This window comes from Collinsella sp. AK_207A (genome assembly GCF_902501965.1).
In the GTDB taxonomy this organism is placed as follows: domain Bacteria; phylum Actinomycetota; class Coriobacteriia; order Coriobacteriales; family Coriobacteriaceae; genus Collinsella.
On sequence record NZ_CABWID010000024.1, the window covers coordinates 59,901 to 85,444 of the forward strand.

The 25,544-nt window shown below is 66.9% G+C and carries 19 protein-coding genes and 1 pseudogene; all 20 read right to left on the reverse strand.

Translation table 11 applies throughout. The features are described from left to right. Window positions 1-126 precede the first annotated feature (126 nt). A complete protein-coding gene (gene murG / locus GDJ97_RS09115) occupies window positions 127-1,272 on the reverse strand; it encodes an undecaprenyldiphospho-muramoylpentapeptide beta-N-acetylglucosaminyltransferase (protein ID WP_152070977.1) in 1,146 nt (381 codons plus the stop codon). After that, window positions 1,256-2,932: a putative peptidoglycan glycosyltransferase FtsW gene (locus tag GDJ97_RS09120; RefSeq protein ID WP_152070978.1), complete on the reverse strand. Its 1,677-nt coding sequence runs from the start codon at window positions 2,930-2,932 to the stop codon at window positions 1,256-1,258. The genes murG and GDJ97_RS09120 overlap by 17 nt, the downstream gene beginning before the upstream one ends. Further along, window positions 2,919-4,319, reverse strand: a complete 1,401-nt coding sequence (gene murD, locus GDJ97_RS09125; protein ID WP_152070979.1) for a UDP-N-acetylmuramoyl-L-alanine--D-glutamate ligase — start codon at window positions 4,317-4,319, stop codon at window positions 2,919-2,921. Before murD ends, GDJ97_RS09120 begins: the two co-directional genes overlap by 14 nt. A gap of 6 nt (window positions 4,320-4,325) precedes the next feature. Next, the gene (gene mraY, locus GDJ97_RS09130) at window positions 4,326-5,360 is read right to left on the reverse strand and encodes a phospho-N-acetylmuramoyl-pentapeptide-transferase (protein WP_152070980.1); all 1,035 of its coding nucleotides are present in this window, start codon (window positions 5,358-5,360) and stop codon (window positions 4,326-4,328) included. After that, window positions 5,357-6,799 carry a UDP-N-acetylmuramoyl-tripeptide--D-alanyl-D-alanine ligase gene (murF, locus tag GDJ97_RS09135; protein WP_152070981.1) on the reverse strand — a complete coding sequence of 481 codons (1,443 nt, stop codon included), beginning with the start codon at window positions 6,797-6,799 and terminating at the stop codon, window positions 5,357-5,359. The genes mraY and murF overlap by 4 nt, the downstream gene beginning before the upstream one ends. 306 nt (window positions 6,800-7,105) lie before the next feature. Further along, window positions 7,106-8,938, reverse strand: a complete 1,833-nt coding sequence (locus GDJ97_RS09140) for a penicillin-binding protein 2 (RefSeq protein WP_226809003.1) — start codon at window positions 8,936-8,938, stop codon at window positions 7,106-7,108. Between the two features lie 5 nt (window positions 8,939-8,943). Beyond that, entirely contained in the window at window positions 8,944-9,480 is a 537-nt protein-coding gene (locus GDJ97_RS09145) for a hypothetical protein (RefSeq protein WP_152070982.1), read from the reverse strand. Window positions 9,481-9,514: 34 nt separating this feature from the next. Next, entirely contained in the window at window positions 9,515-10,525 is a 1,011-nt protein-coding gene (gene rsmH / locus GDJ97_RS09150; protein WP_152070983.1) for a 16S rRNA (cytosine(1402)-N(4))-methyltransferase RsmH, read from the reverse strand. A 17-nt stretch (window positions 10,526-10,542) separates the two neighbouring features. After that, window positions 10,543-10,974, reverse strand: coding sequence for a division/cell wall cluster transcriptional repressor MraZ (locus tag GDJ97_RS09155; protein WP_226809005.1), 432 nt, complete (start codon window positions 10,972-10,974; stop codon window positions 10,543-10,545). 368 nt (window positions 10,975-11,342) lie between these two features. After that, on the reverse strand, window positions 11,343-12,326 hold the full coding sequence (xerD, locus tag GDJ97_RS09160) for a site-specific tyrosine recombinase XerD (RefSeq protein ID WP_152070984.1): 984 nt from the start codon (window positions 12,324-12,326) through the stop codon (window positions 11,343-11,345). Window positions 12,327-12,484: 158 nt separating this feature from the next. Then, window positions 12,485-13,003, reverse strand: a pseudogene (locus tag GDJ97_RS09165) (Spy0128 family protein); the annotation flags it as partial. 736 nt (window positions 13,004-13,739) lie between these two features. Further along, window positions 13,740-15,401 (reverse strand): CTP synthase, encoded by a 1,662-nt coding sequence (locus tag GDJ97_RS09170; protein WP_152070986.1) that lies wholly within the window; start codon window positions 15,399-15,401, stop codon window positions 13,740-13,742. Between the two features lie 355 nt (window positions 15,402-15,756). Continuing rightward, window positions 15,757-16,383 (reverse strand): ABC transporter ATP-binding protein, encoded by a 627-nt coding sequence (locus GDJ97_RS09175; protein WP_152070987.1) that lies wholly within the window; start codon window positions 16,381-16,383, stop codon window positions 15,757-15,759. Continuing rightward, the gene (locus GDJ97_RS09180) at window positions 16,373-17,434 is read right to left on the reverse strand and encodes an ATP-binding cassette domain-containing protein (RefSeq protein ID WP_193221386.1); all 1,062 of its coding nucleotides are present in this window, start codon (window positions 17,432-17,434) and stop codon (window positions 16,373-16,375) included. The genes GDJ97_RS09175 and GDJ97_RS09180 overlap by 11 nt, the downstream gene beginning before the upstream one ends. Window positions 17,435-17,447: 13 nt before the next feature. Continuing rightward, the gene (locus GDJ97_RS09185; RefSeq protein WP_152070989.1) at window positions 17,448-18,365 is read right to left on the reverse strand and encodes an ABC transporter permease; all 918 of its coding nucleotides are present in this window, start codon (window positions 18,363-18,365) and stop codon (window positions 17,448-17,450) included. After that, window positions 18,362-19,477 (reverse strand): ABC transporter permease, encoded by a 1,116-nt coding sequence (locus tag GDJ97_RS09190; protein WP_226809007.1) that lies wholly within the window; start codon window positions 19,475-19,477, stop codon window positions 18,362-18,364. The genes GDJ97_RS09185 and GDJ97_RS09190 overlap by 4 nt, the downstream gene beginning before the upstream one ends. A 3-nt stretch (window positions 19,478-19,480) precedes the next feature. Further along, window positions 19,481-21,127 (reverse strand): ABC transporter substrate-binding protein, encoded by a 1,647-nt coding sequence (locus GDJ97_RS09195; RefSeq protein ID WP_152070990.1) that lies wholly within the window; start codon window positions 21,125-21,127, stop codon window positions 19,481-19,483. Between the two features lie 169 nt (window positions 21,128-21,296). Further along, a complete protein-coding gene (locus GDJ97_RS09200; protein WP_152070991.1) occupies window positions 21,297-22,718 on the reverse strand; it encodes a CCA tRNA nucleotidyltransferase in 1,422 nt (473 codons plus the stop codon). A 125-nt stretch (window positions 22,719-22,843) separates the two neighbouring features. Beyond that, the gene (locus GDJ97_RS09205; protein WP_152070992.1) at window positions 22,844-24,193 is read right to left on the reverse strand and encodes an aminopeptidase C; all 1,350 of its coding nucleotides are present in this window, start codon (window positions 24,191-24,193) and stop codon (window positions 22,844-22,846) included. Between the two features lie 393 nt (window positions 24,194-24,586). Then, window positions 24,587-25,519, reverse strand: coding sequence for a 1-phosphofructokinase family hexose kinase (locus tag GDJ97_RS09210; protein WP_152070993.1), 933 nt, complete (start codon window positions 25,517-25,519; stop codon window positions 24,587-24,589). Window positions 25,520-25,544 lie beyond the last annotated feature (25 nt).

The following is a 25,544-nucleotide window of genomic DNA, read 5'->3' on the forward strand; positions in this document are numbered from 1 at the left end:
GGTTGCTAAGCAATATCGCCATCAGCAGAACGTAGCTAAGCATATCGGACGCTAAGACGCCCTAAATGGGCCCTTAGCGTCCGATATGCTTAGCAAAAGCCTCGTAGCACCCCGTTCAGGAGAGGGTCAGTCCTGGGAGACGAGTCCTTCCACCGCATCTGCCAGGGCCTCGGCGGCGCGATCCTGACCAAGGCCCCGCGCCGCGGTGCGCATGGCCGCTCGCCGCGCGGGGTCCTCGAGCAGCGAGACGAGCTCGGTACTGAACGCGTCGTCGTCGATGTCCTTGTCGGCGAACATCACCGCGGCACCGGCATCCACCAAGTAGCGCGCGTTGGTCGTCTGATGGTCCGCCGTGGCGAGCGGGTACGGAACGAGCACCGAGGGAGCCGCCAGCGCCGCGATCTCGGCGATCGTCGAGGCACCGGCACGCGAGAGTACCAGATCGGCCGCGGCAAGCATGTCGCCCATGCCGTCGATGTAGGGGCGAACGTCCCAGCGAGCAGCTTCCGCGTCATCAAGCGCCAGCGCCGCCTTGGTCGCCTCGAAGTCCGCGGCCCCCGTGGAGTGGACCACGCGCAGACCGGGCAGGTCGAGCAACTGCTTCTTCAGCCCGGCCATGCGCTCGTTCAGATGCCGCGCCCCCAGGCTGCCGCCGAAGACGAGCAGCAGCGTCTCGTCCTCCCCCACGCCCTCGGCCGCGCGACCGTGTGTGCGATCGCCCACGAGCACCGAGCGACGCACCGGATTCCCTGTAAACCGCACGACCTCATCGCGCGCACCGGCGGCCAGAAAGACCTCACGGACGCTCGGCTGGGCGATGGCGATGAGTGCAGCGCCCTTGGCCGACGTCTTATTCGCAAGCCCCGGCACCGAGTTCTGCTCATGCAGCGCCACGGGGATACCCAGCTGATGGGCGGCACGCACCAGGGGCAGCTCCACGTAGGCGCCGAAGCCCACGACCACATCGGGCCGAAGCGAGGAATCCGCGCGGAACGCCTTCACCAGACGGCGCTGCTCATGCGCCACGTGCACGAGCGCGGTGACGAGCGTCCACGGGCGGGTCCGATTAAAGCCCGTCACCTCCACCGGAAAGAAGTCGAAGCCGGCTTCGGGGACCAAGCGACCCTCGAGGCGGCGCGTCTGGCCAAAGAAGCACACGTGATGACCGCGCTCGCGGAGCTCCTCGGCAAGAGCAAGCGCGGGGTTCACATGACCCGCCGTTCCTCCCGCCGCAATCGCGATATTCAACGGTCGATCAGCCTTCGTCGTCATAGCGCGTGTCCCCTCTCACTTCACGATGGGTCCGTAGGCGCTCACCCGGATCCGCGTTCAAATCGATGCGCTCGTAACCGCCGCGGCCGGTGCCGGCGAGTGGAGACGAGCCCCGCATGCGGCCAGACGCACGCCCGGAAGCGCCGGCGCCGCCCTCATATACCGAGAAGCCGCGGATCCTCTGGGAAGCGGATCGCTCGCCGCCACGCCGCGCTTCGCGCCCGGCGCGATCGGGGGCGCTCCCGCCACGCGAAGCGGTGCGAACGTGGGGGACGCCGGCCGTGCTCCGACCAAGATGGCTGGAGACGTCAGCGCCCGGATCTGCCGGAGCACCCGGGGTTCCTTCCCGCCCCACCACAGAGAACGTGGAGCGGGCGGCGCGGTAGAGGCTGCCATCGCGGCTCTCAACCGATACGCGGACGATGAGCCCCGCCAAGATCATGGACGCCCACATTGACGAGCCGCCGTAACTCACGAAGGGCAGCGTCTTGCCGGTCATGGGCGTCACCGAGAGGATGCCGAGCACGTTGATGAAGAACTGGAGCCCCAAGACGGTCGCGCATCCCGCCGCGACGAGCTTTCCGTACAGGGTGGGCGACTGCTCGGCGATCTTGAACGCCGCGTACACCATGAGCATGAAAACCGCGAAGAAGATCAGGGTCCCGACAAGCCCCAGCTCCTCACCGATGATGGCGAGGATGTAGTCGTTGTGCGCCTCGGGCAGGTAGTTGTACTTCATGGTGGAACCACCGATGCCGCGCCCGAACAGCCCGCCGGAGGCGAACGCCATGATCGCGAGCGCGGCCTGGTAGCCGTCGCCGTACGGGTCCTTCCACGGATCAAGCGCCACCTGGAAGCGCGCCAGACGGTACGGCGAGAACGCAACCAAGACGATTCCCGCAAGGACGACCACGGCGATGCTGCCTAAGATCACCTTGGGAGAAAGGCCGGCGAGCATGGCGCACGCAGCCACGGTGAGCACGATGATGAGAGTGGTACCCGTATCCGGCTCCGCGATGATGAGCAGCAGCGGAACGAGCACCTCGACGCCCAAACGCGCGAGGAGTTCGCGTAGGTCGATGCTGTGCTCACCGAAATAATCGTTGAGCGAGCGTGCGGCCAAGATGATGATGAGCGGCTTGGCGAACTCGGATGGCTGCAACGTGAAGCTGTCCAAGCGAATCCAGCGATGCGCACCGCCCGCCGACCTGAACGCGAACACCGCGAGGAGCAGGACCACCACGCCCACGAGCAGGAAGCGCGCACCGCCCTGGCGGTAGCCCTCGAGCGTGCAGGGCTTACCGTACGCGACGCACACGGCAAGGATGACGCCCACGGCGACGAACCCGAGCTGGCGGGTCAGGAAGAACGTCGGGTCGCCGAGCTCGGAGAGCGCCTCCACGGCGGATGCCGAGTAGACCATGAGCACGCCGAAGCAGACGATGGCCGCCAGGCAGGCGATGAAGACGAGCCGCGGACGCATGATGCGGGCCGGCACGCCCGCGATGAACTTGTCATGCAGCGTGGAGCGACCCTCCGCGGCGCGACGACGTGAAGCCTGAACCCCCTTCTGCTTCGATGCGCGCGCATCGGCCGGAGCACCCGCCTGCGTGCGCACACCGCCGGGCACGGCACGCTCCGGGGCGCTACTCACCGTCATTGTCCTTCATGCCGGCAACGATGGCCTTGAAGACACGTCCGCGCTCCTCGAAGCCCGAGAACTCGTCAAAGGAGGAGCAAGCCGGGGAAAGCAGGACTACGTCGCCCGGATGAGCGAGCGAGCGGCCCACCTGCACGGCGTCTTCCAAATCGTTGGCCTCGGCGATGTCGATGGCATCGGCGCCCGGGGCATCCTCGACGGCGCGACGGAAGCGCTCGCGCGCGTCGCCGAAGCAGACGATGGCGCCCACCTGGGGCACCACGCGCGAGACAAAGCCCTCGAGCGGCGTTCCCTTGTCATGGCCGCCGAGCAGCAGCACCACGCGGTCATCGGGAAAGGCGGTGAGTGCCTTCTCAACGGCATCGGTGTTGGTCGCCTTGGAATCGTTGACGAAGCGCACGCCGTCGATCTCACCGCAGGGCTCCACACGGTGCTCGAGCGGCTTGAAGTTGCGCAGGCCCGCGCGGACGCCGTCGTCCGTGGCGCCGCAGAAGAGCACGAGGACCGCCGCGGCGAGCGCGTTCAGCCAGTTGTGGCTGCCCTTGAGGATGAGCTCGTTTGTGCGCACCAGCTCGTGCTCGGCGCCGCCCAGGCGCACCACGAGCATGCCGTCGCGCACGAACGCGGCGTCGGTGGTACCGGGCTCGGCAAGCCCCAGACGACAGAAGCGCCGACCCGGCAGGAAGATCTCGTCGGCAAAGGCCATCGTGCCCGGATCATCCACGTTGACGACGCAGAGGTCGTGCTCGTCCATGTTCTGGAAGAGCCTGATCTTCGCCCGGGCGTACGCCTCATGGGTGCGGTGCCAGGCTAGGTGATCGGGGGTGATGTTCAGGAGCGCCGCGGCGCGCGGATGCAGCTCGGACGTCGTGGCGATCTGGTAGCTCGAGAGCTCGGCGGCGAACCAGGAGCCCGGAGCGCGCCCGTCGACCTCGTGGATGGGCGGCTCGCCGATGTTTCCAACCGCGTGGCTCGCGATGCCGCTCGAACGCAGCAGATGGTCCACAAGCGAGGTAGTCGTGGTCTTGCCGTTAGTGCCGGTGACCGCGATCCAGCGATCGGGCGAGAGGCGATAGGCGAACTCAGGCTCGCCCATGATCTGCGCGCTCGCGGCACGCCCGGCGGCGAAGAAGTCGGAGAACTCCGAGATACCGGGGCTCGTCACGCAGACGTCGAAGGAGCCGGAAACCTCCTCGGTGCCGAAGACGAAGCGCACGCCGCGACTCTCGAGCTCGGCGGTAGTCGGCGTGGGCGCGCTCTTGGCACCGCCCACCACGGTGACGGAGCTCACGCGCTCCCCTAGGTGATCGGCACCCCAACGGGCGACGTCGAGGCCCGTGGAACCCTGTCCGAGGACCACGAGCGAGAATTGCTCAGGCAACGGCATCGTGTATCACGCTCCCAGCTGAAAATACAGGGCAAGGCCGAGCGAGCCGAACGCCGCGGCCACGATCCAGAATCGAATGACGACCTTCGTCTCGGCCCATCCGAGCTTCTCGAAATGATGGTGGATGGGCGCCATGAGGAACACGCGCTTGCCGGTGAGCTTGAAGCTCACCACCTGGATCATCACCGAGAGGGTCTCGATGATGAAAAGCAGGCCCACGATGAGCGAGACGGCCTCCGCCTTGGCCATGACGGCCAGGCACGAGAAGCCGGCGCCCAGGGCGAGCGAACCCGTATCGCCCATGAAGATGGAGGCAGGGTAGCAGTTGAACCAGAGGAACCCCAGGCAGGCACCCGCGCACGCGGTGGCGAACACCGTGAGGTTGGGGTCTCCGCCCAGGAACGTGATGGCCGCCATGACGAGCATGGCGATCATCGACGTGCCGCCCGCGAGGCCGTCGAGGCCGTCGGTCAGGTTGACGGCGTTGGAGAGCCCGGCGATGAGCAGCCAGGTGAAGAGCAGGTAGAGCCAGGGAAAGACGTAGGTCTGGCCGCCGATGGCGAACGTGGTGGTGAACACGCCCAGATCGATCGAGAACCCGCCGGGGAACGAGACGAAGGGCGCGACGCCACAGAGGCTCACCGCGAGCACGGTGAAGACGACGCAGATAAGCGTGAGCCCGATCATCTTGGCGTGTGGCGTGAGTCCGAGCGAGCGGCCGTGTGTGACGCTCGTGAGGTCGTCGATGAGACCCAAGGCACCCGTGGCCACGGTGGCGACGAGCACGAGCACGAGGCGCGTGGTGACGCGGCCCACGAGCAGGCAGGTGATGACGACGGCGATGAGGATGATCACGCCGCCCATGGTGGGCGTCCCCTGCTTGACGAGATGACGCTTGGGGCCGTCGGCGCGCACCTGCTGGCCGATACCCTCCACGCGGAGCAGGCGAATCCAGAACGGCATGAGGACGGCGGTGATGAGGGCGGCCACGCCAAGGGCCAGGAAGGCCTGGTAGGTGGGGTACGCGGGATTGCCGATCATCGGCACACCTCCTCGACGAAGCGGTCGAGCCCCACGAAGCGCGAGGCCTTGACGAGCACCAGGTCATGGGCTCCGAGCACGTTGCCGTAGCGGCGGCAGAGGCGCTCGCAGTCCGGCACGCGGACGATGCCCTCCTCGGGCTGACCCATCAGGCGGGCGGCGCGCTCCATGGCGCGGGCGTTCTCACCGCCCACGAACACGAGCAGGTCGAGCTTCTTGGCGGCCGCGTAGGCGCCCACCAGCTCGTGCAGGCGCGGGCCCTCGGCCTCGCCCAGCTCGCCCATCTCGCCGAGCACGGCGATGCGCTGGCCCTCGCAGGGCAGGGTCGAAAGCAGGTCAAGGCCGGCGGCCATGGACTCCGGGCTCGCGTTGTAGGAGTCATCGAGCACGCGGGCGCCGCAGGTGGCGGTGCGCGTCTCCTGGCGCCTCCCCGTGATGTTCAGCTTATGGAACACCTCGTCGATCACGAAGCCGGCAATGCCCATCTCGCGCGCCACGGCGGCGGCAAAGAGCGCGTTCACCACGGACTGACGTCCCGGGATGGAAAGACCGGTATGGAAGTTGGCCCCGTTCTCGAACATGATGTCGAAGGAGGGACGCCCCTCGGCGTCCACCTCGATATGCGAGGCGGAAACGTCGTCATCGGGCGAGGTGCCGCAGAGCAGCACGTCAACGCCGGCGGGCTTGGCGAAGTGCTCCACGATGAAGGGAGTGAAGTCATCCTCGCCGCACAGCACGAGCTTGGAATGATGCCCCTCGAAGTTCTCGCTGCTGGGCGGCATGCCCGAAACGATCTCGGCCTTGGCACGCGCGATGTTCTCGCGGCTACCGAGCTTGCCCACGTGGCTCGTGCCGATCTTGGTGATGATGGCGTAGGTGGGCTGCGCGCAGCGCGTCATGCGCTCGATCTGGCCAGCCCCGTCCATGCCCATCTCGATCACCATGACCTGCGTGTCGCGCGGGGCGGAGAGGATGGTGAGCGGCATGCCGATGAGGTTGTTGTAGTTCCCCTGGGTCACGTGCACGCGATAGCTCGTGGCGAGCAACTCGGCGAGCACGTCCTTGGTGGTCGTCTTGCCGATGGAACCCGTCACGCCCACCACGGTGCAGCGCATGCGGGAACGGTAGCCCTGGGCCAAAAGCAGCAGGAACTCCTCGGGATCGTCGCAGGTGAAGATCGCGCAGCCGTGCGCGTCGGCGAGCTTCAGGAGCGCGCGGTCGGGTTCGCGCGTGAGCACCACGCAGCCGGCACCCGCCTCGATCGCCTGGGCGGCGAAGTCGTTGCCGTCCACCCGCTCACCGGGGAAGGCGACGAAGATGGAGTCCTCCTCGACCTTTCGCGAATCGATGACGACACCCCGGCACACACGGTCGGCGTTGCCCGTCCAGGGCTTGGCCCCCGTGACCTTCTCCAGGTACCTGACTGCGATCTCTATCATGCCCAACCCTTCGTGGATGATGCAAAGCCCAGATATTGTACCGTGTCGTGCCCGGGCGTTGGTGCAGGCCCTGTGGCGCTCGGACAGGCGGGACCGCCGGGGCGCGGGGCCTCCCGACGACCTTGCGCAGCGAACTGAGGAAACCCCGTCGCGGAGTCCAGGAACGAACCGCGGCCCCGTGCCCGCGGGGACCCGTGAGCGCCCCTCCGTTCGGTTCGTTCCCGAGGCTCCGCGACGGGGTTTTCCAGTTTCGCGAGCACGGAGTGGGGAGGCCCCGCGCCCCGGCGGTCCCGCCTGTCCGAGCGCCTACGCATCGGTCTGGATGCCCAGGACGTCGATGCAGGATTGCATGACCGTCTTGAACGGCTCGAGCGCCAGGTGCGAGGTGGCGGCGGTGCCGTCGAGGGTGATGTAGACCATGGCGCGGGGGTTCTCAGGGGAGGTGAAGCCGAGGAACGAGGCCATGTTGTTGCCCGCCTCGTAGCCCGCGTCCCCCGCGCGCTCGGCGGTGCCCGTCTTGCCCGCGATGCGGTAGCCGGGAATCTGCGCCCCGGTGCCGGTGCCGCTCTCGACCACGGTCTCCATCATCGAGACCACCTCGTCGGCATGCGCAGCCTCGATGCAGGTCTTCTGCTTGGAGGACCAGTCGACCTCCTCGCCGTGCTTGGCCGTGAGGAAGTGCGGGATGCTCATCACGCCCCCGTTGGCGAGGCCCGAGGCGGCGCGCAGCACCTGCACGGGCGTCACGGCGAGCGACTGGCCGAACGACATCGCGCCCACGCTCGCGCCGTCGTACTCGTCCAGGCTCTTCACGAGGCCCTTCGTCTCGCCGGGGAAATCCACGCCCGTGATGGTGCCAAAGCAGAAGCGCTTGATGTTGGCGGCGAACTTCTTGGCGCCCATCTTCTTGCCGATGAGCACCATGCCGGTGTTCGAGGAACGGCGGAGGATCTCGCGGGCGTCCATGTCCATGGCCGCGCCGCGCTGGTCTGAATCGCGCACGTTGTCGTCGCCGGCCTTCACCACGGCGGGCACGTTGAAGACCGTGTCCGTAGTGATCACGCCATCTTCCAGGGCGCCCCCCACCACGAAGGTCTTGAAGACGGAGCCCGGCTCGTAGGCGTCGGTCACGATGCGCAGGTTCATGTTCTCGGACTTGGCCTCGGCCAGGTTCTCCTGGTCGAAGGTGGGATACGAGCAGGCAGCGAAGATCTCGCCCGTGATGGGGTCGATCGCCACGGCGGACCCGTACTTGGCGCCCGTATCCTCCACCGCCTTGGCGATGGCTTCCTCGGCCGCCTTCTGGATGGTGATGTCCAGCGAGGTCATAATGTCCGTGCCGTTCTTGGCGGGCACCTTGGTGTAGGCGCCTCCGGCGATGTAGCTGCCGTCACGGGCGCGTTCGCGCTGGATGGAGCCGTTCTCACCCTGCAAAATGTCCTCGTAGTAGAGCTCGAGGCCGAGCAGACCCTTGTTCTCGTCGTTGATGGCACCGAGCACCTGCGAGGCGAGCGACTGGTTGGGATAGACGCGCTTGACCGTGGGCTCGAACTCGATGCCCGCGATCCCCATCTTGGAGAGCTTGTCGGCGTCCTCCTGGTCCACCTTGCGCTGGATGTAGTTGAAGCTCGTGGAGGTGTCGGCGACGAGCTTGCGGCAGGCCTTCTCGTCCACGCCGAGCACGCTCACCAGCGCCGAGACGGCCTTGTTCACATTCGTCACGAGCTGGGGGTTCACGTAGACGTTGCTGCACTCCTCGCTCGAGGCGAGGATGTTGCCGTTGCGGTCGTAGATGGTGCCGCGGAGCGCGAAGAGCGTCTGTTTGTCAACGCGGCGGTAGTCCGCCTCCGTCACGTAGCGCTCGCGGTTGAACACCTGGTAGTCGAGAAGCTTGCCGGTGGCCGCGAGGGTGCCGGCGGCAAAGACGAGCCCGATGAACACGCGGCGCGACATGAAGCTCTGATTGGCCTCGCGTTCGGCCCGCTCCCGCTGCTCGCGGGCGCGCTGGGCGGCGCGAGGGCTGATCGGCTCGATCTCGCCGCGCTGGGGAGCCCCGCGGCGGCCGGGACCGGGATGGTACCCGCGCCCGCCACGGATAGGGCCGGAGCCGGGGCCCCGGTCGCCTCGATCGCTCGGCATGATCGCTACTCCACCGCGGTCGCCGTCGCGGCACCGGTGGACGCCTGGTCCGCGGTTCCCGTGGCAGTCTCGCTCAGGTCGATGGTGACGCCGTTGGCGGTGCCGTCGACCATGCCGAGCATGGAGGCGGCGAGGTCGCGGATGCGGCTCTTGGAGCCGTAGGCGGAGCGCATGACCTCGAGCTTGGAGCTCTCGGTGCGAAGCTCCTCGAGGGATGTCTGGACCTTGGCGTTCTGGTTGAGGTTCGCCGTCGTCATGCCGGCGAGCACCACGCGGGCGCCGCCGAGGACGCAGAAGAGCGCCACGAGCACGCAGAAGAGCTTGACGACGTGGGTGAAGGCGGGACTGACTTCCTGATCGGCCTGGCGACCGGCGCCGGTGACGACGTCCAGGCCCGGACGCTCGTCCACACGGGGGCGCGGGGCGCGCGCGGGCTCGGCATAGGCCAGGTCGCGCGCGGCGTTGCCGTCGAAGGCGGAGGCGTAGCCGGGGTAGGATCGCATATCACGGGCGTATGATGCGTTTGAAGTGGGATTACCCATGATATGCGCCCTCCCTTTCTAAGAGTGGTTCGTTTCAGCTGCGATAATGCGGCGCGCTCGGCATCCGCGGGGCCTGCGGTTCCAGCCGCTCGGCGACGCGGATCTTCGCGGACCGCGACCGCGGGTTGCGCGCGACCTCCTCGGCGCTCGCCACCAACGGCTTGCGGGTGATGACCTTGAGTACCGGCACATGACCGCACGTGCACACCGGCAAATCCGGCGGGCAGGTGCATCCCTGGCTGCGCTCCTGGAACAGATGCTTGACGATGCGGTCCTCGAGGCTGTGGTACGAGATGACGCAGATGCGCCCGCCCGGGTTCAGCCAGCGAACCGCTGCCTCGAGCCCCCGTTCCAGCACATCGAGCTCGTGGTTGACCTCGATGCGGATGGCTTGGAAGCTCTTCTTGGCGGGGTGCCCTCCGTGTCGGCGCGCGGCAGCGGGGATGCCCGCCTTCACGGCCTCGACGAAGTCTCCCGTGGTCCGGAGCGGTGCCTCCGCCCGCCGGCGCACGACCTCGCGTGCGATCTGCCGGGCGAACTTCTCCTCTCCGTAGACGCGAAGGATCCGGGCGAGGTCGGCTTCGTTGTAGGTGTTCAAGACCTCAGCTGCGTTTAGGGTGTTGTTACCCGGGTCCATCCGCATATCAAGCGGGGCGTCCTCGTGGTACGAGAAGCCCCTTCCGGGGATATCGAGTTGCGGGCTCGAAACGCCCAGATCAAAGAGAAAGCCGTCCACGCCGGGGACCTCTGCCGAGCAAAGGAGCTCGTCGAGGTCGCCGAAGTTGCCTTTCAGCAACCGGTGCGGGGTGTCCGGCGCCTCTCGGTCGAGCCGCTCCCCCGCTGCAGCGAGCGACATGTCGTCCTGGTCTATTCCCAGGAGCAGACCGTCCGCGCCCACGGCTTGAGCCATCCTCACGGAGTGGCCCGCGCCGCCCAGCGTGCAATCGCACACCGTGCCGCCGGCTTTCAGATCCAGGTTCTCGAGCACTTCCTGGAGCATGACAGGTTCATGCCGATATTCAGGTGTCAACGTTCCCGCTGCCATGTACGCCTCTCCTTGACTTACGAGAAGAACAGATCGGTCAGGTCGTCGTCCGAAGCCTCGTTGGCCTCATCCCAACGCGCGCGGTCCCAAATCTCCAGGTGGTCGTAGTTGCCCACCACGGTGACCTCGCGGTCAAGGCCAGCCTTGCCGCGCAGCGCCTCGGAAAGACCGATACGGCTGGCGGAGTCGATATCCATCGGCGTCGCCATCGCGTTCAGCTTCCTCATGAGCGCCTGGTCCTCGCGCTTGCGGGAATCGAATCCGCCGCGCTTCTCGAACAGCCCCATGACCCATTTTTCGTACTCGTCGTCCGAGAAAATGTACAGGGCATCGACATCGGGAGCGGGCAGCACGTACACGTGGTCGCTGAGTTGCTTGCGGATGGCCGCGGGCAGCGAGAGACGTCCCTTCGCATCGAGGTTGCGCTCGTATGTTCCGGTCAGCATCATTGCCTGCGCCCCTCCTCTCGGCTACTCGGTTGGGCGTGTACGGGGAGCCACCCCGCCTGTCGACGCATTCAATAATATGGAGTCGCTTCCCTCTTTGCAACATTCTTTCCCACTCCTTCCCCCAACGGTCCACCGCGCTCCCCCACGAACCCACGTGCACAGCCCATGCCGAGCGAAACGCAAATACAACATCTTGTGTTCACGCTGCGATTCCTATTCCATTTCTAGATTGGTCGAGGGCAAAGCTTAACCTTCGACCTGCACTTGAATCGAATTTTTGTTCGACCGCAAGGGATTGTGTCGAAACAAAGAACCGGCAGGTGGCGACGGTGGGAAACAGGACCGTCGCCGCGAACCGGGACGCTGCGTCACGCCCGCGGGTGCGCCGCCAGGTACTCCTCCATCACCTGTGTGCGGTCCACATGCGTGTAGATCTGCGTGGTGGAGATATCCGCGTGCCCCAGAATCTCCTGCAGGACGCGCAAGTCAGCACCGCCGGCGAGCATATGCGTGGCAAAGGAATGGCGGAGCGTGTGCGGATGCAGGCGCTCGATGCCCACGAGCCGGCCATAGCGCTCGCAGATCGCGTGGACGGACTGGCGCGAGAGCCGCTGGCCGCGAGCGTTCAGGAAGATGGCATCCGCCGGGCCGCCGCGGCGCGCATGGGCCGCGAGCTCGGCGCGGGGGCCGGCGAGATACGCCTCGAGCGCGGCGAGGGCGGAGCCCATGATGGGGACGAGCCGCTCCTTAGAGCCCTTCCCCAGCACGCGCAGGAACTCGTCATCCAGGTAGAGGTCGCGCTCGGTGAGGCCGCAGAGCTCGCTCACGCGCAGGCCGCAGCCATAGAGCACCTCGAGGGCGGCGCGGTCGCGCGCACCGGCGGGCGTGTCGGGAAAGGGCTGGTCGAGGAGCGCCGTCACCTGATCCACGGTGAGGTAGTCGGGCAGATGGTCGGCCGTCTTGGGAAGCTTGATCGAGGCCGTGGGATGCGCCTTTGCCATCCCCTCGCGCACGAGGAAGCGATGCCAGCCCTTGGCCGCGGAGAGCGCGCGGGAAACGGAGGTGTCGGCGTAACCGGCCGCGCGTTTGGCGGCCACGAAGTCCTCCACGTCGCGCCGGGACACCTCATCCGGCCGCTCGATACCGCGCTCGAGGAGAAACGCGATGTAGGCATCGAGGTCGCGTCGATAGCCCGCCACCGTGTTGACCGAGAGGTTGCGCTCGAGCGAGAGGTGCGCCAGGTACTCGTCGCGGCCGCGCTCGAGCTCGGTGGCGCCGATGAGCGGGGCGGCGGGAATGTCCGCGCGCACGGGGACGGCGCCTCCATCCGCATCTCGCCGTGATCCACCCATCGGCCCCTCCCACCCTCGAAGCGCTCTCAACCGCTCCATGCTACCCCCGAAGCGCCGGGACGGAAACAGGAAGGGACGGCGACCCCGCATCCGGTATGAACCGTCTGCAGGGCCGCCGTCCCTATGAATGCGGCAAGCGCCGTCTCCCGAATAACCTGCTAGCTCCGTCGGCGACCGAGGGCGAGGCCCAGGCCGGCAAGGGCGAGACCGCTTGCCGCGATGGCTCCGAGCAAGGCGGGCGTCACCGGGTCGGAGGTCTTCGGCAGCGCGCAGGTGCGACCGGGTCGGTCGCCCTTCTGCGCCTCGTACGGCGTCTCATCGCGCGGTGGCGTAAAGCCGTTGGAGAAGACGGCGTTCTCGGCGCCGACCATCTTGCCGTCACGCGTCACCACGTGCGTGGCGGAAAGTGTGCCGTCATGGTTGTCGACCACGGTCACAACCACAACGTACGACGCGTCGTCGTAGGTAACCCCGCTGAGCGAGCCCGCCACCTCGTGCACCTCGTAGGTGTAGGTGCCGGGGCGCTCGTAGGCAATCGCACCGAAGGAGACCGTGCCGTCCGCAGCGTTTCGAACGGTCAGCACGCCGTCCTCGGCACCCTGGGGCATCGGAGCCCCATCGTGGCCGGTTAGTTCGAAGGAGAACTCGCCCGCCTGGAGCGCGCGCCCGGTGAGCCTCTTCTTGAAGGTGAAGGAATCCGTCGCCGACCTCGATCATGTCCTGCGCCGGATCGAAGGACTCGGTATGGTTCTTATCCGTGTAGAGCTTGAGCGTCACGCCCTGAGAGACCTCGGACGCCGGAGCATCGGGGTTGTACGCGAAAACCGTCGTGGTGGCGGATGTCGGGCTCTCACTGACCTGGTCGCCGGAATCGCTCGCTTGACCCGTAGACGCGGAGGCCGCAGCCTTCGCGGCATCGCCCACCTGCACCGAAGTCGCATCGGCAGCGTCCGCGCCATCGGAAGCGCCGTCTGGCTGCCGGGCCCGCTCCCCCGATTGCTCCCCCGCCTGCGACCAGGCGCGTTGCTCCTCCACTTGGGCGATTTCCTAGGCGAACACCGGACCGGCCCAACTGAAGATGGTCTGGCTCACGAGCAAGATGCCCATCAGCACGACAAACGCCTGCCGAGGTCTTTTCTGAGACCCTCACCAAACACATATTCACCTGTTCAAAAACCACAATCGGGAGCGATTTCTCCGCGATAATAGCATAAGTACCTCATGAGAGGTCACTCTTCAGCTGCCATAACGGTGGTTGGAAAGCACATCTATGCCTAAACAACTGCCAAAGCGATGCATAGAAATACCAGATACCTAGTCGCACTTTAACGTCGTAACGCAATGAAAATAGAATGCCCCTGAGACGCTCAACGCGTCTGCAGGGGCTCAGCCAAGCTTATCGACGACTGAAAATTAGTCCTCCGGGTTCTCCGGCGTCACGTCCAGACGGTTCACGCCCTCGTGCTGACCGATCGCGGCGCGCACGAACTCGCGGAAGAGCGGGGCGGGCTTGGTCGGGCGGCTCTTGAACTCGGGGTGCGCCTGCGTGGCCACGAACCACGGGTGCACGTCCTCCGGCAGCTCCACCATCTCGACCAGGCGCTCATCGGGTGAAACGCCGGCGATGACCAGGCCCGCGGAGGTCAACTCGTCGCGGAAGGCATTGTTGAACTCAAAGCGATGACGATGGCGCTCGTACACGAGCTCCTCGCCCGCATAGGCCTCGCGCGTGAGCGTGCCCGGCGCGAGCTTAGCGGGATAGGCGCCCAGACGCATGGTGCCGCCCTTGTCCGTCACGTCCTCCTGGCTCTCCATGAGGTCGATGACGGGGTAGCGCAGGTCGGAGTCGAACTCAGAGGAGCCGGCGCCCTCCATGCCGGCCACGTCGCGGGCGAACTCGCACACGGCCACCTGCATGCCCAGGCACACGCCCAGGTAGGGGATCTTGTGGGTCCGGGCGTAGCGGGCGGCGCAGATCTTGCCGTCGAACGCGCGCTTACCGAAGCCGCCGGGCACCAGGATGCCGTCGGCGCCGCCGAGCACCTCGTCCACATTGGCCTCGGTGAGCGCCTCGCCGTCTACCAGCTCCACGTCCACATGGCGGTCGAAGAACACGCCGGAGTGGTGCAGGGCCTCGATGACGGAGAGATAGGCATCGGGCAGCTGGGTGTACTTACCCACCACGCAGATCTTCACCGTGTCCGCATGATCGTTGGCATGGTGCTGCTTGGCCAGGAAGTTATCCCACTCGGAGAGGTCGCGCTCGCGCGGCTCCAGGCCCAGACGCTCGCAGATGCGCAGGTCGAAGTCCTGGTCAGCCATCATCTGCACGACTTCGTAGATGCTCGCGCAGTCCTCGTTGGTGAACACCATGTCCTCGTCCACGTCGCAGAAGCTCGCGATCTTGGCGCGGATGCCGTCGTCGATCTCGTGGTCGGAGCGCAGCACGATCACGTCGGGCTGGATACCGAAGCTGCGGAGTTCCTTCACCGAATGCTGCGTGGGCTTGGTCTTGACCTCGTGCGCCGCGGCGATGTAGGGCACCAAGCTCACGTGGATGAAGCACACGTTTCCGTGCCCGGCGTCCTTGCGGTACTGGCGGATGGCCTCCACGAAGGGCTGGCCCTCGATGTCGCCGATGGTGCCGCCGAGCTCGGTGATGACCACGTCGGCGCCCGTCTGCTCCTCCACGCGGCGGAACTTGTCCTTAATAGCATTGGTGACGTGCGGGATCACCTGCACGGTACCGCCCAGGAAGTCGCCATGGCGCTCGCGCGAGATCAGGCTCTTGTAGATGGCGCCGGTGGTGAAGTTGGAGTCGCGCGTGAGGTTCTCGTCGATGAAGCGCTCGTAATGGCCGAGGTCCAGGTCGGACTCGTAGCCGTCCTCCGTCACGAACACCTCGCCGTGCTGGAAGGGGCTCATGGTGCCCGGGTCAACGTTGAGGTACGGGTCGGCCTTCTGCATGGTAACCTTGTAGCCGCGGCTCTTGAGCAGGCGGCCGAGCGAAGCCGCCGTGATGCCCTTGCCGAGCGAGGACACGACGCCGCCGGTGACGAAGATGTGCTTGGTCATATTTAGTTACCTGCGCTTTCCCGTAGAGGTTGGACACATTCCTTCACGGGTCTTCATTGTACAACCGGATACCGCGCGCGAAACATGGAAATGCCGTGACACTCGCTTGAAACACATCCCCCGGGCCTTGCCTGAGCCCCGCCCGCTGTGCCGGACCCCCCGGTTCGGTAAGGCATCGCGAGCGAGCTGCGAGAACTCACCGGGAAACGCCAGGAATGCGTTAGGGGTCTCCATGCTCGCCGCAAGCCGAATCCCCATCCTCGTTTTAACGCATTCCTGCGCGTTTCCCGGTGAGTTCTCGCAGCTCGCTCGCGATGCCTTACCGAACCGGGGGGTCCGGCGCAGCGGGCGGGGCTCAGGCAAGGTCGATGCGCCTCGTCGATACGCGGTCAACCAGGGCCGGGGAATGGGAGACGAGCAGGAGGCCGAAGCCCTCGCGCTGCTGCAAGGTCATGATCGCGCTCCAGAGTTCCTGCTGTGTCACGGCATCGAGCATGGCCGTCGCCTCGTCGGCGATGAGGTAGCGTGGGCGCGCCATGAGCGCGCGCACCATGCAGAAGCGCATGAGCTCGCCACCGGACAGCTCATGCGGCAGGCGCTGGAGCCAGACGGGGCGGATGCCGAACACACAGCGCAGCTCCTCGACACGGGGGCTCTGCACATCTCCCGCCTCGACGAGCGAGCGCTCCATGCGCAGGCGCGGGTCGAAGGCTTGCTCGGGATGCTGCCAGAGCAGCTGCACGGGACGCGGTCCCTGGGCGCGACGCGCGGCCCAACCGGAAACCGGTGCACCGTCGCATACCACCGTGCCCGCGCACGGCTCCAGGTAGCCCGCGAGCACGCGGCAGAGGGTGGTCTTGCCCGTGCCCGAGGGCGCGCAGAGCGCCACGCGCTCGCCGGGCTCGACGCGCAGCGAAAGACCGCGGAAGAGCGGGGCTGCGCCCGGATAGGCAAAGGAGAGATCTCGGGCCTCAAGCGTCATAGGTATCCCCCTCCCCCGTCGCGACGTGTTCCCCATCGGTGCTCACCGCCGCGAAATCATGCCCCGGCATGGCATGCCAGAGGGCGCGAGAGAACGGATGCCGCAGCAACTCGGGGCGCTCGAAGTTCGCCACCGCCGTCTCCTCGACCACCGTGCCGTCGCGAAAGATCGCCACGCGGTCGGCCGCCTGCAGGGCGAGCTCGATATCGTGCGTGATGAGCAGGACGCCGCCGCCCTTGCGCGCGAAGGCGCGCAGGTCGTCCAGGGCGCGCACCGCAAGGTCAAGGTCGAGGCCCGGCGTGGGCTCGTCGGCCACGATCAGCCGGGGATCGTCCATAAGCGCGCACATGAGGAGCACGCGGCGAGCCATACCGCCCGAAAGCTGATAGGGAAAGAGCCGCTCGACCGCGTCATCGAACCCGTAGGCGCGGAAGAGCTCGCGCTGGCGCGCACGCCGGCGCTCCGCGTCCGCCCGGCGCTCGGCCCGCGTTCGCCCCCGCGCCGCACCGCGCACCTGCTCGCCCACGCGCATGAGCGGGTCCAGGTTCTCCACGCTCTGGGGGACCATCGAAATGCCGTGTCCCCTCAAGCGGGAGAGCGCGTGCTCGTCCAGGGGCTCGCCGTCAAACCAGATGCGGCCCGTCACCTGCGCGTTGGGCTCGAAGCAACCCATGATGCAGTCGGCGAGCACCGTCTTGCCGGAACCGCTCGCGCCCACCACGGCCAGGATCTCGCCCTCGTGCACGGAAAGGGACAGGTCGCTCACCACCTCCTGCCGCACGCGCGGTGCCGAGAAGAACGGCGCGGAGGGGTCGTACATGTCGAAGCCGACGGTCAGCCCCTCCACCGCGAGCAGGTGGTGCGCGCCGGGATGGTGCGATTCCGCGGCATGGCTGTGGCCGTGGTGGAACTCGCCGTCGCGATGGCCGTCCTGCGTGCCATGCAGATCAGTTTTGCTTGTCATATCGCTTGCCACCCCCGCCGGCGCCGCACCGGTGGCGAACATATCTGATGTGTTTGTCACACCCGGGGCGCTTGCTTGCTCGTCCATACGTCCCTCCCTTCTATTCCTGTACGGTACGCGCGTCCACCAGACGCCGCGCGAGCGCGCCGATTCGGTCGAACAGTCCCACCGTGGCGACGAGCGACGCGCCGGGGAAGATGGCGAGCCACCAATACCCTGCCGAGAGGTAGCGCATCGATTCCGAGAGAATCACGCCCACGGCGGGATGGTCCGGTGAGAGCCCGAACCCCAGGAACGTGATCGACGCCTCGTGCAGAATCGCGTGCGGAAACAGCAGGATCAACCCCACCAGGAACTGCGGCAGCACGTAGGGCACCAGGTGGTCGAGAGCGATCCGGTGGCGGGACACGCCGAGCACGCGCGAGACGGACAGAAACGGCTGCTCGCGGAGCTGCAGGATCTCGGCGCGCAGCACGCGCGTGAGGCTCGGCCAGTGCGTGAGGGCCACGCCGACGGTCACGCCCCAGAACCCCTTACCGAGCGCGTAGCTGATCAGGACGAGCAGCACGATGTGCGGCAAGCCCATCACCAGGTCCACGAGCCAGGACACGGCCGCGTCCGCCCGCGGGCCACCGAGGACCGCGAGACACGCGAGCGCGAGGGCGATCAAGGAGGAGGCGCCGGCGGCCAGCAGGCCCACGAATATGGAGGTCGAGAGGCCCGCGAGCGTCCGCGCGAGCATGTCGCGGCCCATCCAGTCCGTGCCGAACGGGTGCGCGATCGAGGGCTGGAGGTTCTTGGCCGCGAAGTCCGTCGCCATCGCGACGGGCTCCAGCAGGCGACCCGCAACGGCGATGACCGCGAGCGCGACTGCAGCCACCACCAGGCCCACCAGCATACGGCGCCGGTTACCGCGGCCGCGGACGACGGAGGCGTGCAGCACCGCCGGGCCGGAAGCGGCGGAGGCAGCAGCGGTCACGGGTGCCTGGAACCCGTTCCGGCCGTCCTGCGCGCTCATCGCCGGCCTCCCGCGCGCATGCGGGGGTCCACCGCGCCGTAGAGCAGGTTGGCCATCGCGTTCCCGGCGAACACGATGGCCGCCGAGGCGAGCGCGATGCCCACCAGCAGCGGGGCATCACCGCCCACGCCGGCCGTCACCGCCGCCTGGCCCAGCCCTGGGTAGCTAAAGACCTGCTCTACCAGGACTGAACCGCCGAAGATCTCGCTCACCTGCGCGAACTGCAACGTGATCGCCGGCAGCACGAGGTTTCGGAGCCCGTGGCGCCGAACGATCCGCCAGGTGCCCTCGCCGCGCGTCGCCGCGAAGCGGACGTAGTCGCTCTCCATGACGTCGATGACCTTCTCGCGCGTATGGAGCGCGATGTTGGCCACCCCCGTCACCGAGAGCGTGAGCGCCGGCAGCACGAGGTGGTACGCGCGCTGCGCGAGCGAGACGCTGGCCGCGTCGACGCCGATGGGCACCGAGAACCCCAGCGGGAACCACTTGAGCTCCACGCAGAAGACGATGAGCACCACAAGGCCGAGCCAGAACGTCGGCGTGGATGCCAGCAGGAAGCAGTAGCCCTTGACGATGCGGTCCAGCAGGCTTCCCGCCCGCGCGCCGGCGGCCACGCCCAGTGCGAGGCCGATCGCGCCCGAGAGCACCCAGGCGCACGCCATGAGCATGAGGGAGTTCGCCGCGCGCTCGCCGATCACCTGGGTCACCGGGAGGTTGAAGCGCAGACTCTGGCCCAGGTCGCCCCGCACGGCGCCCGAGGCCCACGACACGTAGCGCTGCCAGATGGGCGCATCCACGCCCCAGTACTCGCGCAGCTGCTCGCGCTTCTCCGAGCTCATGCGCGCGTACGAGGCCTGGCCGACGTTCATCTGCACGGGGTCGATCGGTGACATCCCCACCAGGGCGAACGTCACCATGCTCACAGCCACCATGAGGGTGGCGAACCGGACGAGCTCGCGCGCCCAGCCCGGCAACCGCTGCGCGGGGCGCCCCGCATCGCCGGCCGGAGCGGGCGACGCCGCGGCCAACGCCGCCGTCGCACCCGCCGCCGCGCCGGCCGCAGCAAGCGGCTCGTCCACCCGCTTCCGATCCTCCGTCTCCCTACCTTCCATGGGCTACTTCCAGCTCCAGGTGTCGACGTCGTTGACGATGGACCAGCCGTGGCCGTGCGGCTGCAGCTTCTGCTCGGCCACCTTCAGGCCGTCGCGCACCCAGTAGAGATGGTCGATGTTGGCGAACCAGGCCCAGGTGGCGGCGCCCTGCGGCGCGATGCCCTCGGTGCCGTCCCACTCGGCCTTGTGCCAGTACGGGAACGACGCCTCCACATCCGGCTGCGCGAGCGCCTGATCCAGGTAGGAGTCGGTCGTCTCATTCTCGTAGCAGGCGTAGTTCATCGTGCCCTTGGAGTAGTTGAGCTCGTAGATGTCCGAGGGCGAGTTGGAGCCCCAGCCCCACATGATGGGGTCGGAGAACTCGTGCGGGTACAGGTCGTCCCAGCCCAGCCCCTTCGTCTCGATCTCGAGGCCCAGGTCCTTCATCTGGTTGGCAAACTCGTTGGCCATGGCCTGGCGCACCGAGTCGTTGGAGGGGTAGTACAGGGTGAAGGCGGCCCGCTGGCCGTCCTTGGTGAAGATGCCGTCCGAGCCCTGCTGCCAGCCCGCGTCCGTCAGGATCTTCTGGGCGGCCTTGAGGTCGAAGTCCACCTTCATGTCGGGGCTCGCCCAGGGCAGGCCGTCGCCCACGCTGTAAGCGGCGCGGCCGAAGCCGGCGAGCACGTTCTTGATCATCTTATCGCGGTCGATGGCATGGTTGATGGCCTGACGGATCTCCAGGTGGCAGGTCACGTCGTTGCCGGAGGGGTACTCGGTGTCCGAGAGGCCGTCCTTGCGCTTCTGCCCCGCCGGGATCACCGGCAGCTGGATGCCGCGCGAGTCCACGGACTTGTAGGAGGTGAGCTGGTAGCCGTCGATCGTCTGGTCAGCGTAGGTGGCCGAGGTGAACGCCATGTCCACCTGGCCGGCCTTGGCCGCGGCGAGGGCCGCGTCCTCCTCCATGAAGACCACGGTCAGGCGCTCGATGTTCGGCTTGTTGCCGTAGTAGTCCGGGTTCGCCTCGAAGATGACCTGCTGGCCCTTATCCCACTGGACGAGCTTGTAGCGGCCCGACCCGATCGGCTTCTCGCCGTAGTCCTTGCCGTAGGCGTGCTCGGGAATGATCCCCAGCACGGCCAGGGTGTAGAGCAGGGCGTTGTACGGCTTGCTGAGGTGGATCTCCACCTCGGTGTCCGAGGTGGCATTCGCGCCCTTGACCATCGTGAGGTCGGCCTGGGCGTTCTTGCTCGTGCGAACCTGCTCGATGGTGAAGGCCACGTCCTTCGCCGTGAGGGGCGTGCCGTCGGAGAACTTCACGTCGTCGCGGATCGAGAACGTCCAGGTAAGGTTATCGCTCGAGCACTCGTACGAGGTGGCAAGGTCGTTCTGGAACTTCATGTCCTTGTCGGTGACCACCAGGGTGGACTGGATGAGCGGCTCGTGCACGTGCTCGCCCGCGCCCCAGCCCACGCAGGGGTCGAAGCCGCCGTCGGGCTCGTTGGTGGTGCTCATGGCGATGGTCACCTGGTGCTTCGCGTCCACGGCGGCGCTGTCGGAGCCGCCCGCTTCGGTACCGGCGCTCTCCGAGCACCCGGCGAGCATGCCCGAGGCGGACAGGGCAGCGAACCCGGTTGCGGCGAGTGCGTGGCGGCGCGTCAGGGTATATGGCATCGATCGTTCCTTCGTTCGCTTTGGGTAATACGAATGACGTGCTTCGTAGCACTCTGTGCATGATACTCCAAGCAGTCGCATATCACAACGCGATCGATTCGTAGCACCGATTGGAAACAAAGGCAGCGCGGCGGCGGACCGGCTGGCCGGGAACCGTCGGACCGGCCAATCAGGAATCGAGACCGAGGAACGCAAGCAACGCCGTCCGCTCATTGGCAACGGCACCGGCGATCGTGGCCTTCAGCACCCGGCTCAGCAGCTCGCCGATGCGCGGACCCGGCCGTACGCCCGCGCGCACCAGGTCGCCGCCGGAGAGCGCGAGCGTCTTCAGGCTGTAGGCCTCCCCCGCCGTCAGCAACTCGTGGGCGCGCTCCCGCATGAGCTCGATCTCCTCCACGTAGTAGAAGCAGCTCGGGGCCTTGCCGAGCGTGTCGGCGCGCTTGAGGTCAAGCAGCTCGTCCATGAGACGCGGGGCGTCCACGCCCTCGCCGGAGAGCCGGTTCAGCATGGTGAGCAGGCTCTTGCGCGTGGGATCGAGCGGGATGTCGTGCCAGCGCACGAGCAGACAGCTCTCGCGGATGAGGTGCTCCGAGAGCCCCAGCCGGCGCATGATGGCGCGTGCCACGGGAGCACCCTCCTCCGGATGCCCGTAGAAGTGGCCGCGCCCGTTCTCGTCCAAAGTGAAGCAGGCGGGCTTGGCGATGTCGTGCAGGAGCGCCGCCCACATGAGCGAGGACGACGGCGGCACACTCGGATCCCCGCCATCCGCGGGCGCGGCGGAAAGCTCTCCCGCCACGGTCAGCACGCGAGCGGTGTGCTCGTACACGTCGAAGGCGTGGTAGGGCGAGCGCTGGTCGAAGCCGTGCAGGAGCGCGAGCTCGGGTACCGCCGCGCACATGATCTCTGGGTAGCGGAGCAGCGCGTCCCCGCCGTGCCGGGTGGCGAGGATACCTTGCAGCTCCACGCCCACGCGCTCGCGCGCCACGGCGTCGAGCAGCGGGGCACAGGCCGCGAGCGCCGCGGCCGTGGCCTCCTCCATCTGGAAGTCCAGGCGGCAGGCGAAGCGCACGGCGCGGAGCATCCGCAGGGCGTCCTCCTCGAAGCGCCGGCGCGGGTCGCCCACGGCGCGGATGAGGCCGCGGGCCAGGTCGCCCCGGCCGTCGTAGAGGTCCAGGAGCCCGCGTGCGGGGTGCCAGGCCATGGCGTTCACGGTGAAGTCGCGCCGGGCGAGGTCGTCCTCCACGCGGCTCGCGCGACGGACCTCCTCGGGATGGCGGCCGTCGGTGTAGAAACCGTCCACGCGATAGGTGGTGACCTCAATGCGCTCGCCCGCGCACACGGCGGTGATGCCCCCGAACTTGATGCCGGACTCCACCACCGGGATGCCGGCCTCTGCGAGCGCCGCTTCGTTCTCCTGCCAGGTGCCAGAGCAGCACATGTCCACGTCGTGGCTCGGAGCCGCGCGGAGCGCGTCGCGCACCCAGCCGCCCACGAACCATGCCTCCAGGCCCGCCGCCTCCAGGGCGGTCAGGACCTGCAGCGCCGGTGCGCTCGGGCGGGTGCCGTTCAGTTGTGCGTATTCGTAGCTCATGCTGCCCAGTATACGGGACTTCGCGCGCCGCCGCCTGCACGATGTAAACGACCCCTCTGGGTGGACGGGCCGAAGCCGTCGACTCAGAGGGGACGTCCCCACTAGAAACTGTAAAAAAGGACCAGCTACCGGGCCAGGGAGCCCATCGGGTCCCAGGGAGCGAGTTCAATCGGCTCGCTCTTGTAGGCAGCCAGTTCCTCCTCCGTCAAGTACTTCTTGTCCACGACCACCTGGTACACGTACTCGTCGAACCACGCGTCGCTCGCGATGTCGTAGCCCTTCTTGCCGCGGTCGTCGCCCCAGCTGTTCTCGACGCGCCAGCGCGTGGGGTTGCCGTCCGCGTCCAGGTTGACGCCCTGGAGCGTCATCGCGTGCGTCATGAGGGACTCGCCGTAGATCAGGCGGTCGGCCTTGTCGAGCCCCGCCTCGATGGGCAGGCCGAAGAGCCCGTCCACGTCGAGCGCCGCCGGATCGAGCACGCCGTCCTGACGGAGGAACCCCTGGACCACGTCGGAGCCGAACCACACGGGCAGGCCGTCCTTCAGCTGCGCCACCGCAGCGCGCTTGAGCGATTCGATAGGTAGGTTGACGTAGCGCACGCCGCCGTCCTCAACCAGGTTGCCCAGATAGCGGACCGTGTACGAGCGCAGATACGGCTTGTCGGCCGTGGGTGCGTTGATGACGGACACGAAGTCGTCAAGCTTCATGTCCACGAACTCACGGAAGAACTCCTGCGGCGTGTAGGTGCCCTCGGCCTTGAGCTCGTTCTTCTCGTTCCGGATGCGCACGTCAAACGTCGCGGGCGGCTCGCCCAGGCAGATAGCCAGAATGCGGTAAACGCCCTGCAGGAGCTCGGTCTTCACGTGCGCCACCACCTCGGCGTCGGCGCCGTCGGCGATTTCCTCGCGCAGGCGCTTGGCACCGGCGCGCAGGTAGCGCGTGAGGTAGCGGTTCATGTCGCCCGTGTTGCAGGAGCACTTCGTTTCCGGCATGGCCTCCTTGGGCACCACGCCGTACTTCTTCACCAGGCCGGCGAACATGTCCCACTGGCCGCCGTCGCAGAGGGGGTCGGCCAGCAGGAACGCCATCTCGCGCTCCTTCAGCGGCTCCGCGGCGCTGGCGATGATGTTCTCGAAGAACCAGTTGGAACGCTCGTACTTGTCCCAGAAGAGCGGGTAGGCCTGCGAGAGCTCGAAGGTTTTGAGGCCCAGCTTCTTCATGACACGGAAACGCATGGTGTTCAGGCTGGCGAACATCCAGCAGCGGCCGGAGCGCTCCTGATTGGTGATGTCGCCCTGCTCGAGCTGGATGTCGAAGGTGGTGGTGGCAAGCGCCGCGACCTCGGGCACGCGGGCGGCCGAGCTCACGCCGGCGCTCGTGACGGCGTTCTTCGCGACGACGTTGGCGCGGTCGGCCACGAAGGCGTCGTGCGCGGCGGCGGTCAGGTCCGCCGTGATGCGATGGCTGGTATCCATGGGAACCTCCAGATGGTGAAGTTGGTGAAAGCTAACCGTTCGACAGCATACCCGTTTTGGTCGCCGATGCGAATGGTGCGGGGGAATACCATCCGGTGCGCAAACAGGCGGGGCGGGTTGGCCTTGCTTGACGGGGAATGAGGGGTCTGCAGCTTACGCTATGGCCTGCACTGGAAAACCCGGTGCGTATCTTCTGGAAATAACGAACCGGAGACCTCTTTCACCCGCCACACTGACGAGGGTGAAAGAAGATCTCCGGTTCGTTCGTCCAGGAATCGACGTATGCGCGATGAAGGTACTTTATCGCCGCAGGCGTTTGCCGGTCTCGCGAAGCTGAGCCCCATGGTTCCACCGGCCCCGGTCAGGTCAGAAGCCAGGCGCCAAGTCTACGTCCTAGCACACCTGACGCACGAGGATCTTCTCCCTGTACTCGTCCACATGCGCGAAGTCACCCAGCCCCGGGCACTCCACCACGTTGGCCCCCGTCGCCATCGAGAGCTTGAGCGCGTCCTCCACGGCGGTGCGGTCGTCGTGCCACACGGACAGGAAGGCCGCGAGCGAGGAGTCACCGGCGCACACGGTGGAGAGCAGCTTGACCTCGAAGGTGTGGCGCGCGAACCAGATGTGCTCTCCGTTAGAGAAGTACGCGCCGGCGCCGCCGAGCGTCAGCAGCACGTTCTTCACGCCCTTAGCGTGCAGCTCGGCCATCGCGCCCTTCACGGAATCGTCGTCCTCACCGTCCACCTTGATACCGAAGATGGCCAGCAGCTCGTCATCGTTCGGCTTGATGAGCAGCGGACCCTCGGTCACAAGGTCGGCGAGCTTATGGGAGGAGATGTCCAGCACGAACTCCCCGCCCTTGGCCTTCACGCGGCTGATCACCTGGTCAAGGAAGTCATCGGAGGTGTTGGGAGGCAGGGAGCCGGAGATCACCAGGCAGTCCAGGTCGTCCAGGCCCTCGATGAGTCGGTACAGCTCGGCCTCGTTCTCAGGCGTCACCGCGGCACCCGCGTTCACCATGTTGTACTCGGTGGTAGGGCCGGCGTTCAGGAACACGTTCACGCGCGTGATGCCCTCGGTCCACACGGGTTTCACCGGCACACCCAGCGCCTCGGCGCCCTCGACGATGAAGCGCCCCGAAAAGCCGGCGAAGAATCCCAGGATAGCAGTCGGCACGCCGTAGTGGTCCAGTGTGAAGCTCACGTTCAGGCCCTTGCCGTTGGGCGTGTACACGGCGTTGCGCGTGCGGGTGATGGTGTTGGGCTCCAGGCCGTCGCAGGCGATGTTGTAGTCGATGGCGGGGTTGGCGGTGAGGGTATAGATCATCAGAGCCTCCTTAGAGAAAGCGCCC

Excerpts from the sequence above, each read along its gene's own strand:
- mraY (WP_152070980.1), bottom strand. The coding sequence starts at position 5,360 with ATGATCGGCAATCCCGCGTACCCCACCTACCAGGCCTTCCTGGCCCTT.
- GDJ97_RS09185 (WP_152070989.1), bottom strand. The coding sequence starts at position 18,365 with ATGAGCGCGCAGGACGGCCGGAACGGGTTCCAGGCACCCGTGACCGCT.
- GDJ97_RS09195 (WP_152070990.1), bottom strand. The coding sequence starts at position 21,127 with ATGCCATATACCCTGACGCGCCGCCACGCACTCGCCGCAACCGGGTTC.
- GDJ97_RS09120 (WP_152070978.1), bottom strand. The coding sequence starts at position 2,932 with ATGACGGTGAGTAGCGCCCCGGAGCGTGCCGTGCCCGGCGGTGTGCGC.
- GDJ97_RS09180 (WP_193221386.1), bottom strand. The coding sequence starts at position 17,434 with ATGGACGAGCAAGCAAGCGCCCCGGGTGTGACAAACACATCAGATATG.
- rsmH (WP_152070983.1), bottom strand. The coding sequence starts at position 10,525 with ATGGCAGCGGGAACGTTGACACCTGAATATCGGCATGAACCTGTCATG.
- GDJ97_RS09170 (WP_152070986.1), bottom strand. The coding sequence starts at position 15,401 with ATGACCAAGCACATCTTCGTCACCGGCGGCGTCGTGTCCTCGCTCGGC.
- GDJ97_RS09200 (WP_152070991.1), bottom strand. The coding sequence starts at position 22,718 with ATGAGCTACGAATACGCACAACTGAACGGCACCCGCCCGAGCGCACCG.
- GDJ97_RS09175 (WP_152070987.1), bottom strand. The coding sequence starts at position 16,383 with ATGACGCTTGAGGCCCGAGATCTCTCCTTTGCCTATCCGGGCGCAGCC.
- GDJ97_RS09155 (WP_226809005.1), bottom strand. The coding sequence starts at position 10,974 with ATGATGCTGACCGGAACATACGAGCGCAACCTCGATGCGAAGGGACGT.
- GDJ97_RS09140 (WP_226809003.1), bottom strand. The coding sequence starts at position 8,938 with ATGCCGAGCGATCGAGGCGACCGGGGCCCCGGCTCCGGCCCTATCCGT.
- GDJ97_RS09145 (WP_152070982.1), bottom strand. The coding sequence starts at position 9,480 with ATGGGTAATCCCACTTCAAACGCATCATACGCCCGTGATATGCGATCC.
- GDJ97_RS09190 (WP_226809007.1), bottom strand. The coding sequence starts at position 19,477 with ATGGAAGGTAGGGAGACGGAGGATCGGAAGCGGGTGGACGAGCCGCTT.
- murF (WP_152070981.1), bottom strand. The coding sequence starts at position 6,799 with ATGATAGAGATCGCAGTCAGGTACCTGGAGAAGGTCACGGGGGCCAAG.
- xerD (WP_152070984.1), bottom strand. The coding sequence starts at position 12,326 with ATGGGTGGATCACGGCGAGATGCGGATGGAGGCGCCGTCCCCGTGCGC.
- GDJ97_RS09210 (WP_152070993.1), bottom strand. The coding sequence starts at position 25,519 with ATGATCTATACCCTCACCGCCAACCCCGCCATCGACTACAACATCGCC.
- GDJ97_RS09205 (WP_152070992.1), bottom strand. The coding sequence starts at position 24,193 with ATGGATACCAGCCATCGCATCACGGCGGACCTGACCGCCGCCGCGCAC.
- murD (WP_152070979.1), bottom strand. The coding sequence starts at position 4,319 with ATGCCGTTGCCTGAGCAATTCTCGCTCGTGGTCCTCGGACAGGGTTCC.
- murG (WP_152070977.1), bottom strand. The coding sequence starts at position 1,272 with ATGACGACGAAGGCTGATCGACCGTTGAATATCGCGATTGCGGCGGGA.